The organism is Cyanobacterium stanieri LEGE 03274, assembly GCF_015207825.1.
Classification (GTDB): Bacteria; Cyanobacteriota; Cyanobacteriia; order Cyanobacteriales; family Cyanobacteriaceae; genus Cyanobacterium; species Cyanobacterium stanieri_B.
The window spans coordinates 79,595-94,888 of the sequence record NZ_JADEWC010000004.1 but is presented as its reverse complement, the minus strand read 5'-3'; the positions used below and the strand labels follow the sequence as shown (position 1 = coordinate 94,888).

The following is a 15,294-nucleotide window of genomic DNA, read 5'->3' as shown; positions in this document are numbered from 1 at the left end:
TAGTTATTTTTTATTAATCATCAGTTATCCTTAAGTTATTAAAAGTTAGTTAATGGGTGTAATAGATGCGATCGCCGCACCTTGCTTATGAATTCTTTGATACAATTCAGATAACTGACTATAAGAAACCATGTGAACTTTGTTAGGACGAGAGAATTTAGGTATCCGATTAAAAGTTTTAGCACGATAACCAGTCACCTCCACACGGAAAATTCTTCCATCCTCATCAGCGCCAACCCCCTGACGGGTAGCAGAATCAAGGGGAGTGCCTTGGAATGCCCAACCATCACCGGCAGCGCCCCCAGAAGGAGGTTTGATGGAGATAGGAGTTTGAGTTAAAACATTTTTATGGATGACAGGGGAAGTTAAATTTGCACCATAATCACTACTAGCCACACCGCGCAACATCGCAAAACTATGGGTAAATTCCACCATGGTGCGATTGTTATCGGTTTTATAGCCACGGAAATAGGGTACAATGTCATCCCCAAAGGCTTCAGTATATTCTTCACTATCGATATAAGCATTTATATCAGTCTCATAACCGTAGTTATCAAGAATATCACTATGAAATCTCATCTCATCTTGGTTTTCAGGGGTGCGCCCCAAAAGATGTTTAAAATTTAACTCCGTAAAACGATAACGGGGGCAGGTTTCAAAGAAACGACGACGATAAGCATCAGAATTGGCGATCGCCCGTACTAATTCCCTGACATTCAACTGACGATTACGAAAACGAGACTCCGCATTAATCACTCGCTCACTTTTCATCACATAAGAATTACCCAACACCTGACGATATACAGCGTTGATAATTTGATTAGTGCGCTCATCAGAATCATTGGGCTTTCTTTCAATGATATTGTCTTCTTCATAAAAACTTAAGCCTAAGTTAGCGCTTCTTTCTAAAGACATTTATGTTTCTCCTATGTATGTGGATTAATCTATTTTTAAGTTTTGTTACAAAACTTTACATCTTGTTTACAAGTATCTGTTTAATCAGCCTGTGACTAATCAAAAAACATCTTGTTAATTGGTAGATAATAAAATGGTGTAAGTCTTGATAGGTAAGGACTTTATATTTTTTTCCTTTCCATATCAGGTTATAAAAGGTGTTTTTGCTATGGTTTCAGTTTTATTAAACTGACAAGTCATTTATACAATGAATTAAGCATTTTGATCATCAAGAATTGTAAATAACTTTACAAAAAAAAATCGATTTTTGGTCAGCATAAGCAATACTTTTGGCAAAACTTAACATTATATTCACATTTCTTTACAAAATGAGCAAAAAATACCAAGAATAACTATCCATGATTAATTCTTATTTCCCCTCAACCCTTCCCCCAAAAAACAAGTAGCCTCTTTCGCATTCATCGGTTTACCAAAATAGTAACCCTGCATTGTGGTGCAATTTAAATCCCGTAACAATTTAAGTTGTTGGGCATTTTCGATGCCCTCTGCCACTACCTGTAAATTCATTCCCCTACCAAGAATTACCACCGCCGAAATAATCGCCAAATCTTCCTGTTTATTTTTCAACTCCCTGACAAAACTTTGGTCAATTTTTATCTTAGAAAAAGGAAACTTTTTTAAATATCCCAAAGAAGAATAACCCGTGCCAAAATCATCCATGGCTACCACTATACCTAATTCATCTAATTGGGTAAGAATTTTTTTCGCTAAATCAGGATTTTGAATAATACTACTCTCCGTAATTTCCACTTCTAAAAATTGAGGAGATAAACCATTTTTAGTCAGAATATTAGCGATGGTATAAACAAGATTTTTATGTTGAAATTGCCTAGCAGAAATATTAACAGCAACCTTTAAATCACCATAACCTAAATCATGCCATATGCTATTTTGACGACAAGATTCTTCTATTACCCATTCCCCGATGGGGGCGATTAATCCTGTTTCCTCAGCAATAGGGATAAAATTATTGGGCGCAACTCTACCAAGTAAAGGATGATTCCAACGAATTAAGGCTTCCATTCCGACAATTTTTTGTTTAGTAATATCTATTTGCGGTTGGTAATATAATTCAAATTCTTTATTTGTGAGGGCATCATATAGATAACTTTCCATTTGTAACAACTCAGTATGTTGTTGATTCATGAAAGGTTGATAATATTGATAGCTATTCCCCCCTAACTCCTTAGTGCGATATAAGGCGACATCGGCATTTTTTAATAAAGTATCGGGGTTATCTCCATCTTGGGGATAAATAGCAATACCTATACTCAAACTGGCATATAATTGAAACTCTAAAATTTGAATAGGTTTTTTTACACTGTCTAAAATTCTTTGGGCTACCTTTGCTACTTCGTCACTGGTTTTGATGTTAGATAATAATATCGTAAATTCATCTCCCCCCCATCTAGCGATAAAATCTACATTTCGTAAACTTTTTTCTAGTCTTTTGGCTACACTTTGTAAAAATTGATCTCCAATGTGATGCCCTAAGGTATCATTGATATTCTTGAAACGATCTAAATCAATAAATAATATGGCGATTTTTTGCTCATAGGTACTGGCATTGGCGATCGCCTTGTATAATTGTTCATTAAAGAAATTACGATTACCCAACTTAGTCAATAAATCATGGGATGCTTGGTAACGTAACATCTCCTCAGATATTTTTCTTTCCGTAATATCCCTTACCGCATAACAGATAACCTCTTTGGCACTATAAAAAATCATACTAATATTTACCTCCACAGGAAGTAAACTACCATCTTGGCAACGATGAAGGGATTCTTGCACCAAATCAAGTCGATAATGATGAATTTTATCAATAATACTATCAATAATTTCTTTATCCACCGCCATTAAGTCATAAATTTTCAGGGATAAAATATCCTCACCACGATACCCCGTTAAATCACAATAAGCGCTATTGGCTTCTAAGATTTCTTTTGTGATAGGATCAACTAGGACAATTCCTTCTGATATTTGTCTTACCACCGCCCGATATTTTTCTTCACTTTCTTGCAGGGCTTTTTCTACCTGATTATGATGGGTAAATTCAAAAATATGACTAATGATAATATCATCGTCACTAAGATAAGCTGATTGCGTATATCGATGACTATCGTAGGTTACTTCACGGATGAAAATTTGCTCTTGTTTTTTATTAACTTCTTCCACAAGATTAGTTAAAAAAGGATTATCTTCTGGATTGACTAAAAGGTTAGCAAAATATTGCTCAAAAAAGTTATTTGTCTTGATGATGATTCCCTTTAAATCTATTTCAATAATCCCATAAGCTAGTTTGTCTTTTTCACTGTGAATTAACCTTAAAATTTCTTTGATTAAATAAAGCCTTTCTTTCCTAAATTTAGTGGGGGTAGATTCAGAATAGGTATCTTGAATTAAAGTGTCTCTCTCCTCAATTTTTAAGACATCATCTTTAACAAAGGTATTAGTAATTAAAGGTTGTGTTTCTTCCTCCTCATCATCATCACGATTAGGGTTAATTAAATCATAGGATAATAAAACCTTTTGTCCTCCAATGCCGATACTATCCCCGCATTTTAATTCATGGGATAAACATTTATTACCATTAATATATAAGCCATTAGCACTTCTATTGCCTTTTAAGTCTCCGTCAATAATCCAGAATACTTTTTTACCTCTATTTTCTTTATATTTGACGGGTAATATTGTACAATGATAACGGGAAATCGTTGGATGATGAATAACGATAGTATTGCTAGAATGACGACCAATAGAATATACCTGATTGTTTAAGATAATTAGTTTTTGTTGATTATCATATTCGATGGTAATTCTATGTTGAGAGTCTTGACTAAATGCAACCATAATAAATCATTGAAGGAGAGTTAATGGGAAGTTGAGATATACATAAAAGATTTATCCCATAAAGGTTTATATAATTAAATGTTGTTTCAATCTATATTGAACAAATCTAAAATAGATTAACTAATCTTAAATATAGCTCAATTAATCTATATCATCATTACTTTAAGATAATTTTTTAATCTTGTAATATAACTAATTTCTATCTAAAATTTTTATTAAAAAAAGATAAAGAAAATACCTTGGATAGTATCTTTAAACCTTAGAAGTTAGTAAAACCTTTGAGGGTTTGTTTTCTTTCCGTTTCCCTTAAGTTTTTCCCTTGTAGTAACACATAAAAACCGCCCAAACCTTGAGGGTTAATTAATTCGTGAAGTTGATTTCGACGTTGCCACAATTCTGATAATAATATTTTACCACTGGATAAGTCATTAAGGCGATCGCCCAGTCCTAATTCCATTAAAAATAAAGCCTGTTGCGTCAATCCTAAATTATCTAAACCAAAATTTAATCCTGATTCTACCAAGGCAGTAAAATTAACATGGCTAGTAATATCTTGAATACCAAGATTAACATAAGGATTATGATGATGACGATGTTGATAATAACATTTTAAAGTTCCCTCATATCTTTGCGGATGATAAAACTTTTGGGCATCATAACCATAATCTACCGTTAAAACATAACCTCGTTTTAATTTCTGAGCAATTTTTGCCAAAATCTCCAAGGAGAATAAATTTACTTCTGTTTGATAATTATGAGGATAGCTATCCTCCCTCAAATTAACGTGATTAATCATTAAATATTCTTCAATTTTATCCGTAGAAAAATTATTGTATATTTCTCTTAAATTACCATCCTCCACTGTTACATAAATTTCTTTTAACTCCCCCTCATCTTTAATGATACGATGGACAGGTAAAGCATCCATTAACTCGTTACTAATAAAGCAACCGATAATCGACTCCGAGTCAATTTCCTGCCAATCTTGCCAAATAATAGGATACTTTGTGGGGTTAACGGTTTCTTTTTGTTTGATTTTTAAAGCCGTTGACTTTTCAATAATTAAGTATTGAATACATTCATAAAAAGAAGGAAACTTACTTTGTAGATAATCTAAAATAATTTTAGCTAAAATACCTTCTCCTGCCCCCATTTCTACTATTCTAAAAGACTTAGGTTGCCCCAAAACCTGCCAAAACTCCTCCATTTGTATTGCCAATAACTCTCCAAAATCAGAAGATATGGAAGAAGAAGTAAAAAAGTCTCCCTCAGGGCCAATGGCGATCGACTTTGACGTATAATATCCATACTGCTCATCATATAGACACATATCCATATACTCAGCAAAAGTTATCTTTTTCTCTGGTGAAGCGTTAATGCGATAAATAACCTTATCAAGCAACGAAGAATTATTAGAATTTAGCAACATAAAAACAATGGGGAGTCAATGGATAGTAAGAAAAAGTTACTTAACTTACATTGATTGTAAAGATAATTTTACCAAAAAACGATCGCCCCTATCCCTTTTAAAAGTATTATAAAGAATAAACAGAAATAACATTTCAGTGCTTAAGACTTCATTCAAAAAATACTTTAATCAAAATAAGTATATAAAGACTAGCTTAAGAAACGGATAAATTTATCAGCTAATAGAAATTAATTATCCATTACTTACCTTAATCCTCCTTTGCTAAATAAAGCTAACATAAATCATTACCCCCCTCCATAAATCTTTATTAATCAACTAACACCAAATCCGCCCATGAGACTACATCGATAAAATTAATATACAAATATTCCCCAAACAATGAATTTTAATTTAATTTATTAAATATTTTCTATTCCCTATGTAATTTATTAGAGGATAGGTGATGGTAAAACTTACCAATCAAATTTTTCATAAAACCCCTCAATAAAAAACTAAATTGAAAAATTATCTCCAAAATTATTACGCCACCATCACCAAAACCCTTAGGAAGTAAAACAACCACCAAAAACCATAAGATAAACCTTTGATTTCCCATGACAAGGAAAACTCACAGCAAAAAAATAAACCTAAAAAACTACTCACTACTTTTGTCTATTATATTTATTTCCCTCACAGGCTATCTATACTTACAATCGAGACTAATTGCCCAAAACACATACCAACAATCACAACAAGAAGAAATAAAAAAAATAGCCCAGTCAGTAACCTTCACCATATCTCCTAGAAACAATAACATGAACACAGGCGGTTCAGGAGTCTTAATCAATAAAGAAAATAATAACTATTATGTCATTACCAATAACCATGTCGTAGAAGACATCACCATTCTTTATCAAATAAAAACACCCGAAGGAAATACTTATCCAGCCCAAATTATTGCCCAAAATAATCAAAACTCCATCGTCGATGACTTAGCCTTACTAAAATTTACCTCTACTACCAACTATCAACCAGTTACATTAAGTCAAAATGAAAATATTAGTCAAAATCAATCAATCATCGCTAGTGGATTTCCCTTTGACGAAAAAGGAATACAATCCACAGACATCAAACATACCCTAGGAAAAATTAAACTAATCTTACCCCAACCCCTCAAAGGTGGTTATCAATTTGGTTATACCAACGAGATATATAATGGTATGAGTGGAGGGGCAATTTTAAACATTCAGGGAGAATTAGTAGGTATTAACGGATTAGGAAAATATCCCGCCATCGGTAACCCTTACGTATATCAAAATGGTGCAGAAATTGACGACTTTTCTTGGGATAAAATGAGTCAAATGAGTTGGGGTATTCCAATAAAATCCATTAGATTATTTATATCTGATTCCCAGTACCTCTCACCATAACACTTCTTATCAAACCCTAATTAATACCATACAACTTAATGATTAAAAGGGGAACTAAAAAAGTAAAACAAATAGTTAAAGGTAAACCCACACGGGTATAATCCAAAAACTTGTAACCCCCTGGCGCATAAACCATGGTGTTAGTTTGATAACCAATGGGCGCGAGATAACTATTAGAAGCAGCAAAAGTAACCGCATACATAAAAGCAAGGGGATTTAAACCGACAATTTCCGCAACCTTCACCGCAATGGGAATCATCAACACCACCGCCGCATTATTGGATAATACCTCCGTTAATAAACAAGTAGCCAGATAAAATAAAACTAAAATCCAATAGCCCGGTAAATTACCACCGATAATTAATAGATTATCCGCTAACCATTCATTAGTGCCAGAATTATCCATGGCAATACCCAAAGGAATCAACCCTGCGAGTAAGAAAATAATATCCCAGCGCACCGCGCCATAGATTTCTCCCGGCTTGAGACAACCTGTAATTACCATTAATACTACCCCCGTTAAGCTAGTAACGAGGATGGGTGCTAAGTTAAACCCGGCGATCGCAATTACCCCTATAATAATTGTAAGCGCAATATTAGCCTTATCCGTGCGCAAACCTTCCCTATCCTTTTCCTCCAAAACTAATAATTCCCTCGTGGTTTGTAAACCGATAAAACTTTCTTTAGGGGCTTGAATTAATAATAAATCACCAAATTTAAGGGGTGTTTTGCCCAATCTTTCCCTAATTAATTCTTGCCCTCTCCTAATAGCTAAAACAGTGCCATTATAACGTTGTCTAAATCTTAAATCCTTTAAAGTAGTACCAATCAAACGAGAATTTGATAAGATTAAAACCTCCGCAATTTTTTCTTCTTGAATAGAATCATCATCCTCTAAATTGCTCGAACTAAATTTAAAATCAGCTAGAATTTCTACTCCCCTTTCATCTTTAATATTAAGTAAATTAGTACGACTACTTCTTACCAACAAAATATCGCCCACCGATAAAACTTTATCCGCTAAAGGAGGGGCAAAATGAGTGTCATTTCTAATAATTTCCAACACATCTAAATCAAATTTTCTTTGAATTTGACTACTGCGTAAAGTTTGCCCAATTAAACTAGAATTAGGAGGAATAATCATCTCACTAACATATTCCTTGATTTCATAATCTTCACTCAAAGACTCTCCCCCCGGAGGTTTACGGGCAGGTAAAATTTTAGGAGCAAAAAAACTAAGATAAGCTAAACCAATAATAAATACGGGTAAACCTAACTTTGTGAACTGAAAAATGGTAAATTCAGGATAACCTAATTGTACTGCTACACCACTGGCTAAAATATTAGTAGAAGTACCAATTAAAGTAATTAAACCACCTAAAATGGTCGAAAAAGAAAGGGGTATTAAAAGTTTGGAAATAGATACTTTTGTTTGTTTACTCCACTGCTCAATTATTGGTAAAAAAATTGCCACTACTGCGGTATTATTAATAAAAGCACTAATAGAACCGACAATAGAACCCATTACAAAAATTTGCCTAGAAGGATGATTTCCTCCCCATTTTATTAGCCAATCTCTGACTATATTTAAAATTCCTGTTTTCGTAATCCCTGCACTTAAAATAAACATCGCCATCACCGTAATAGTGGCAGAATTGCCAAATCCTGATATTCCTTCTTCGGGAGATACTAACCCTAATAACATTAATACAATGGCAACGGAAAGGGCTGTTAAATCTACGGGTAACCACTCACCAATAAAAGCGGCTAGGGTTAAAATTAAAATGGTAATAGTTAGGAATATGGGTGATATTTCGGGCATTTTAAGTAAGTTTAAATAAATTGATTTTAGATGTTATAAATCAGATTTTAGATGATGATATTTCTTGTGTTTAAATAGTTATATAAAAAATAATATGTAATTATTAAATGGTTATTCTCTTATTAGAATGCAAATATAAATAGACTTCGATGGTTAGGTTTAAGTTATTATTTATAGTTAATCAATATTAGAATGAAACGCTATCAAATCTCAATATTTTTACAAAAATAATATCCTACGATTTTTATTATTGTGGAATGAATTATATAGCTAGTATTATTTAGTAATAAAAATTGACTTAAATTAAGGGTAATAATAAAACTATTTAATATCTATTAGCTTAATTTTCGCCAAATAAATAAACAATATTTTTTACTGTCTTTATAAAGTAAAACTATATCTAATTAACTAATATAAATGACTTATTTGTTCATATATTTGCCTTAAGAAAATATATCTTTAAAAAAGTTAATTCTTTCCTCCTTCGATTCTGGCCCAAAATTCCATAAACTTTCATAGAAAAAGAAAGAAACTCCCCCATAATTTTCTGCACGGGTACGATGGACTTGTTGTTTTATCATCTCCAATGGTACTTGTCGCCCCTTTAAGCCACTTAAAATAGCGATCGCACTGGGGATCTTATTTTTAGCATTTCGGATGTCTTCTTGGGCAATTTCTCGGTTGAAAGCGATCATATTATCTCGATAAACCTGTAATAATAACTCATCTATTAAACCCATTTTTTGCCATTTTGCCCAATCCAATAAATATTGTTCGAGGGAAAACTCTTGGGGATTAGGAGAAATCGAAATAACTATTTCTGGTTTAATCGCCTTAATTTGTTGATGGAGAGTAGCCAGATATTGAGTAATTTTATCCGCGCGCCATTGTATCCATTCCCCATTTAAGGCATTAGGAGGGGGCAACTGGCCATCATGTTCTTGACGATATAACCTCACCGTATAAGGATCATAACCCAATTCAGAAGGATAACCAAAATGATCATCAAATTGGATACCATCAATGTCATAATTACGGACAATTTCCAACACCAAATCAGTGATAAACCCTTGTACTTCAGGATTAAGGGGATTTAACCATACCCTCTCATGGATTCCCCCCTCCAACCATATCTCACTTTTATCAATGCGTCTGGTAATCCACTGGGGATGTTTTTGGGCAAGGAAAGAATCCGCAGGCGCCATAAAGCCAAACTCAAACCAAGGAATTACCCGTAAATTCCGTTTATGTCCTTCTTCAATAATTTCCTGTAATACATCTCGGTTTTGTAACCCCTCCGTAGGATCTAATCTTACTCCCGTGGCTTCCTGGTTAACTTGGCTAGGATAGAGGGTATAACCCCAATTCCAAACGGTGGGATAAACCGTATTAAATTTAGCATCCGCCAAAAGTGCGATCGCACCTTGGGTATTTTCACGACTAAACAAAACATCACTATCAACATTAGTCAACCACACCCCCCGAATTTCATCCCCAGAAATAGGCTGAGAAGAAACCCCCCAAGGCATAGTCACCGTAAGCCACACCGCACACAAAAACAGAAGACAATGGACAATGGACAATGGAAAATGGACAATTAAACCTTTTTTAGGCATTGTATGCTTATTTTTTATTCTCGGGATAATTTGCTTTTAGCCTGTTCAAAAGCTGATTATATCTCGCAAGGGTGCAAAAGAATTTTGTTAGACAGCATTCACATTGCTTAAAGTTTCAGCAACAGTAGAATTTTCATAATGGGTAGGAGTATTAACAGGATAAAAAGGTTGATGAAGACTAATTAAATTAGCAAGGGTTTTTTTCAACTGTGTACGAGGTACAATGGCATCCACAAAACCATGTTTTAATAAATACTCAGAAGTTTGGAAATCATCAGGTAACTTTTCCCGTAAAGTCTGCTCAATTACCCTTCTTCCCGCAAAACCAATGGTAGCACCCGGCTCAGCCAAAATCAAATCCCCTAACATCGCAAAACTAGCCGTAACTCCCCCCGTGGTAGGATGAGACAGGATAGGAATATATAATAACTTCTTCTCCTTATGACGTTCTAGCGCCCCCGAAATTTTCGCCATCTGCATCAAACTCAACATCCCCTCTTGCATCCTAGCGCCCCCAGAAGCACAGATGATGATAACAGGTAAACCATTAGCAGTGGCATATTCAATCAAACGAGTCAATCTTTCCCCTACCACCGAACCCATACTACCCCCCATAAAGCGGAAATCCATCACCCCTAGGGTAAAGGGTAAACCATCAATTAAGCCCTTTCCTGTTTGCACAGCGTCACTTAAATTAACCTTTTGTTGTAATTCTTTGATACGATCCTTATAGGCTTTACGATCAACAAAATTTAGAGGATCAGTGGGTTGTAAATGATGATTTAAAGGTTGCCAAGTGTCAGGATCAACCAATTGTTCAATTCTTTCATTACTGTTGACCATCATATGATGACCACATTCCGAGCATACCATATTATTGCCCTGTAGATCTTTGGTGTAGGTCAAAACTCCACAACTAGGGCATTTCGTCCATAAACCGTCCGCTATTTCTCTTTCCTGTTGAGGTTTTATTTCAGGTTCGGATTTTCTCAAATTATCAAACCAATCAAATAATGACATTTAACAACAAATAATAACAATATATAATAATATATCGTAGATCATCTCAGGAAAAGCTATGGTCAATGGAATAATCGGATGATAACCCAAAATGAAGTCATGGTATTAGTTGATAATTGACCATAAATAATTAATAACGGTTTTTTACCTATTTTTTGAGACAAATAATATATATTCCCCCCTTTAAATCAAAACTTCTAGTTTATTTGCCAAAGCCTTAATCAAAATCAAGTTTTATACCCCATCACCTTTACCCTTCCATAATCCATCACCCTAACACCTTTGATTGTTAATCAAGAGTTGTTTAAGGCATAATCAGAAAATTGTTATATAAAATTTGCCACAAAGAAACCCAATGATAATTAATAAATTTTTTAAACAAACTAAGGTTTTTCGTTATCCTGTTATGGTTGGTGCATTAACTGCCATGGTATTAGGATGTGGACAACAACCCGTTGCCAATGAAGGGCAAGTAGAATTTTGGACGATGCAACTACAACCCAAGTTTACTCCTTATTTTGAGAATGTTAATCAAACTTTTCAAGGGGAGAATGAGGAAGCAAGTATCCTTTGGGTGGATGTGCCTTGGGATGCCATGGAAAGCAGAATTTTAACGGCCGTTTCGGCGAATAATGCCCCTGATGTGGTAAATCTTAACCCTGATTTTGCTTCCCAGTTAGCTTCTCGTAATGCTTGGTTAAATTTAGGGGAGGAAATTCCTGAGGATGTGAGGGGGGAATATTTATCTAAAATTTGGGAGGCTAATCAAATCGAAATTTGTGCCACGGAAAATGATTGTACTACTTCTATTTTTGGTATTCCTTGGTATTTAACCACCACCGTCACGGTATATAACAAAGATTTACTACAACAAGCTGGGGTGGAAAATCCCCCTGCCAATTTTGAGGAGTTGGCCCAAGTTGCCCAGAGGGTGAAGGATGAAACGGGTAAGTATGCCTTTTTTATTACTTTTGTGCCAACGGATTCTAATGAGGTGTTAAATTCTTTGGTGCAAATGGGGGTAAGTTTGTTGGATGGGGAAGGTAAGGCGGCATTTAATACTCCTGAAGGGGAAAGGGCTTTTTCCTATTGGGTGGATTTATATCAAAGGGATTTACTTCCCCCCGAAGTTTTTACTCAAGGGCATCGCCATGGGGTGGAGTTATACCAAGCTGGGGAGTCAGCAATTCTAGGCACGGGAGCGGAATTCTTGAACACCATTGCCACTAATGCACCTACGGTGTATGCCCAGTCGGCGGTTGCCCCTCAGATTACTGGGGAAACGGGTAAGCGTAGTGTTTCGGTGATGAATTTGGTAATTCCTCGCAGTAGTGATAATCCTCAGAAGGCTATTGATTATGCTTTGTTTGTTACTAATAGTGAGAATCAGCTTAATTTTGCCCAAGAAGCCAATGTATTACCTTCTCATACAAGGGCGATCGCCTCTTACATCGAAAACCTAGAGCAAGAATCAGAGCAAAACACCCTCTTGGAAGCAAGAAAAATAAGCGCCATGCAACTAGATTCGGCGGAAGTTTTAATTCCTCCATCTCCCAATATTAATGAGTTGAAAAAAATTATCTATGAGAATTTACAATCAGCGATGTTAGGGGAAAAAACCGTCCAACAAGCGCTCGATGATGCCCAAGCACAATGGGATAATATGTAATATCAAGTCTGCTTGATCACTGACAAATTAGTAATATCAATATCTTAGTTCAATTTATTGAACGAACCATAGTTAGCCGTCACCTACGGTAACTCTACTCCTTCTCGTTATTTAATGGGAGTCTTACGTCAACACCATAAAAAATGGGGAAACTATTGCCTATTCCCCATTCCCTATTTCCTAATTGGTAATCTTCAAAACAGCCATAAAAGCCTCTTGGGGTACATCCACAGTACCTAAAGACTTCATCCGCTTTTTACCTTTTGCTTGTTTTTGGAGGAGTTTTTTCTTACGACTAATATCCCCCCCATAACACTTGGCTAAAACGTCTTTTCTAAGGGCTGGAATATGTTCACTAGCAATAACTTTTGAACCGATCGCCGCTTGAATAGGCACTTTAAATTGGTGACGAGGAATCAATTCTTTAAGTTTTTCCGTCAAAGCTCGTCCAACCTGATAGGCTTTATCTCGGTGGACAATCATGGCTAAAGCATCCACAGGATCTTTATTTACCATAATATCTAAGCGAATTAAATTATTTTCTCGATAACCAATTAACTGATATTCCATACTGGCATAACCCCGAGAACGGGACTTTAATTGATCGAAAAAGTCCGTTACCACTTCTGCTAGGGGTAATTCATAGATTAAATTAGTACGGTTAAGGGTAAAGTATTTCATATCCACAAATACCCCCCTTCTGGTTTGACACAAATCCATCAAAGTACCCACATAGGTTTCAGGGGTAATCATTTCAATCCTGATATAAGGCTCTTCGATTTTTTGGCGTTTTTGGGGATCTGGTAATAAACTGGGATTATCCACTTGGATTATCTCCCCGTCGGTGGTGGTAACACGGTAAATTACCGAAGGCGCGGTGGTAATCAGATCTAAATTATATTCTCTTTCCAATCTTTCTTGGACGATTTCCATGTGCAACAAACCAAGGAAACCACAACGGAAACCAAAGCCCATGGCGCTGGAGGTTTCAGGTTCATAGGAAAGGGCGGCATCGTTTAATTTTAGTTTTTCGAGGGCTTCTTTGAGATCTGAATATTGATCGGCATCGATGGGAAAAAGCCCACAGAATACCATGGGTTTAGCCTCTGTATAGCCCGGTAAGGGTTCTTTGGCGGGTTTGGTGGCGAGGGTGATGGTATCCCCTACCCTAGCGTCTTCCACGGCTTTGATGGAGGCGGCGAGATAACCCACTTCCCCTGCGTGAAGTTCATCCACGGGGATTTGGTTGGGGGATAAAATACCAATATCATCTAAGTCATACTGTTTTCCCGATGCCATGAGTAAGATGCGATCGCCCTTTTTGAGAGAACCATCAGTGACACGGAAATAAACAATTACCCCCCGATAAGGGTCATAATAACTATCGAAAATCAAAGCTCGAAAAGGCTTCTCTACGGTGTCTGCTGGGGGGGGAACACGATCAATAATTGCCTGTAAAATATCATCAATACCAATACCATTTTTAGCCGAAGCCCGAATAATATTAGTACAATCTAAGCCCACAACTTCTTCTATTTCCTCAATGACTCGTTCAGGTTCAGCCCCCGGTAAATCGATTTTATTGAGTACGGGGATAATTTCTAAGTCATTCTCAAGGGCTAAATAGACATTAGCAAGGGTTTGTGCCTCCACCCCTTGGGAAGCATCCACCACCAACAAAGCCCCCTCACAGGCCGCCAAAGAGCGGGAAACCTCATAGGAAAAGTCCACGTGTCCGGGGGTATCAATTAAATTTAAAACATACTCTTCCCCATCCTTACCCTTGTAATTCATACGGGCGGCTTGGAGTTTGATGGTAATACCTCTTTCCCTTTCTAAATCCATGTTATCGAGAAATTGCTCTTTCATCTCCCGATCTGCTACCGTATCGGTAGTTTGTAACATACGGTCTGCCAATGTTGACTTACCATGGTCAATATGGGCAATAATAGAAAAGTTGCGCAGTCGTTTTACGGGAGCGTCTGTCATAGCTGTTATATCGATATTAGTTTTTAGAAAGATTGAGTTTTAATATTTCTTCATTTATTTTAATATCATTTTGCTCTGACTGTGTGAGGAATTAACAATTAGGCTCATTCGGCGTTGGTGAAGTAGGATATGATTTTTGGTTTAGTTCGGCAATAGGCAATGGGCAATAGGCAATAGTAATAATAGTTTTGGCATTGCTGATTTTGAGTATGAAACATTATTGAATTACACAAAAAACTAAGACTTCTAAATATTATAACTGTTCCCTATTCCCCGTTCCCTGTTCCCTTCCTCAACAAGAAATCATACCTTAATTCACCAACGCCATAGTTTTAATATTATCTAAGTCTGAGTTTGTCTTTCCCTCGATAAAAGAAGTTGCTTTAAGACTTGCATCTAACATGTGCTGTAATCTGATGCGATCATTTTTTGCTAACATATTGCACCAATGCTAAATCCAGAACTTTTGGCGAAAATATTATCACCGTTGCCCATTCCCTGTTCCCTATTCC

Annotated in this window: 9 protein-coding genes; 2 read left to right on the top strand and 7 right to left on the bottom strand. The window is 35.9% G+C overall.

What is annotated here, in order from left to right:
- Window positions 1-45 precede the first annotated feature (45 nt).
- From IQ215_RS03045 to IQ215_RS03035, 3 genes are all read right to left on the bottom strand, one after another.
- Window positions 46-915, bottom strand: coding sequence for a phycobilisome linker polypeptide (locus IQ215_RS03045; RefSeq protein WP_193799850.1), 870 nt, complete (start codon window positions 913-915; stop codon window positions 46-48).
- A gap of 402 nt (window positions 916-1,317) precedes the next feature.
- Window positions 1,318-3,828: an EAL domain-containing protein gene (locus tag IQ215_RS03040; RefSeq protein ID WP_193799849.1), complete on the bottom strand. Its 2,511-nt coding sequence runs from the start codon at window positions 3,826-3,828 to the stop codon at window positions 1,318-1,320.
- Window positions 3,829-4,087: 259 nt separating this feature from the next.
- Window positions 4,088-5,257 carry a class I SAM-dependent methyltransferase gene (locus IQ215_RS03035; protein ID WP_193799848.1) on the bottom strand — a complete coding sequence of 390 codons (1,170 nt, stop codon included), beginning with the start codon at window positions 5,255-5,257 and terminating at the stop codon, window positions 4,088-4,090.
- Window positions 5,258-5,904: 647 nt separating this feature from the next.
- Here IQ215_RS03035 and IQ215_RS03030 point away from each other — a divergent pair.
- Window positions 5,905-6,666 (top strand): S1 family peptidase, encoded by a 762-nt coding sequence (locus tag IQ215_RS03030; protein WP_241735238.1) that lies wholly within the window; start codon window positions 5,905-5,907, stop codon window positions 6,664-6,666.
- Between the two features lie 16 nt (window positions 6,667-6,682).
- On the opposite strand, the gene IQ215_RS03025 is transcribed toward IQ215_RS03030, so the two are convergent.
- From IQ215_RS03025 to accD, 3 genes are all read right to left on the bottom strand, one after another.
- Window positions 6,683-8,488 carry an SLC13 family permease gene (locus IQ215_RS03025; RefSeq protein ID WP_193799846.1) on the bottom strand — a complete coding sequence of 602 codons (1,806 nt, stop codon included), beginning with the start codon at window positions 8,486-8,488 and terminating at the stop codon, window positions 6,683-6,685.
- Window positions 8,489-8,931: 443 nt separating this feature from the next.
- On the bottom strand, window positions 8,932-10,104 hold the full coding sequence (locus IQ215_RS03020; RefSeq protein WP_193799845.1) for a glycoside hydrolase family 10 protein: 1,173 nt from the start codon (window positions 10,102-10,104) through the stop codon (window positions 8,932-8,934).
- Between the two features lie 87 nt (window positions 10,105-10,191).
- Complete coding sequence (gene accD / locus IQ215_RS03015) at window positions 10,192-11,124, bottom strand: acetyl-CoA carboxylase, carboxyltransferase subunit beta (protein ID WP_193799844.1); 933 nt, start codon at window positions 11,122-11,124, stop codon at window positions 10,192-10,194.
- 355 nt (window positions 11,125-11,479) lie between these two features.
- Here accD and IQ215_RS03010 point away from each other — a divergent pair, with 355 nt between their 5' ends.
- Window positions 11,480-12,793, top strand: a complete 1,314-nt coding sequence (locus tag IQ215_RS03010; protein ID WP_193799843.1) for an ABC transporter substrate-binding protein — start codon at window positions 11,480-11,482, stop codon at window positions 12,791-12,793.
- 180 nt (window positions 12,794-12,973) lie between these two features.
- Here IQ215_RS03010 and lepA read toward each other — a convergent pair whose 3' ends face one another.
- A complete protein-coding gene (gene lepA / locus IQ215_RS03005; protein ID WP_193799842.1) occupies window positions 12,974-14,782 on the bottom strand; it encodes a translation elongation factor 4 in 1,809 nt (602 codons plus the stop codon).
- Window positions 14,783-15,294: the final 512 nt, after the last annotated feature.

Excerpts from the sequence above, each read along its gene's own strand:
- IQ215_RS03040 (WP_193799849.1), bottom strand. The coding sequence starts at position 3,828 with ATGGTTGCATTTAGTCAAGACTCTCAACATAGAATTACCATCGAATAT.
- IQ215_RS03025 (WP_193799846.1), bottom strand. The coding sequence starts at position 8,488 with ATGCCCGAAATATCACCCATATTCCTAACTATTACCATTTTAATTTTA.
- IQ215_RS03045 (WP_193799850.1), bottom strand. The coding sequence starts at position 915 with ATGTCTTTAGAAAGAAGCGCTAACTTAGGCTTAAGTTTTTATGAAGAA.
- IQ215_RS03020 (WP_193799845.1), bottom strand. The coding sequence starts at position 10,104 with ATGCCTAAAAAAGGTTTAATTGTCCATTTTCCATTGTCCATTGTCCAT.
- IQ215_RS03010 (WP_193799843.1), top strand. The coding sequence starts at position 11,480 with ATGATAATTAATAAATTTTTTAAACAAACTAAGGTTTTTCGTTATCCT.
- accD (WP_193799844.1), bottom strand. The coding sequence starts at position 11,124 with ATGTCATTATTTGATTGGTTTGATAATTTGAGAAAATCCGAACCTGAA.
- IQ215_RS03035 (WP_193799848.1), bottom strand. The coding sequence starts at position 5,257 with ATGTTGCTAAATTCTAATAATTCTTCGTTGCTTGATAAGGTTATTTAT.
- lepA (WP_193799842.1), bottom strand. The coding sequence starts at position 14,782 with ATGACAGACGCTCCCGTAAAACGACTGCGCAACTTTTCTATTATTGCC.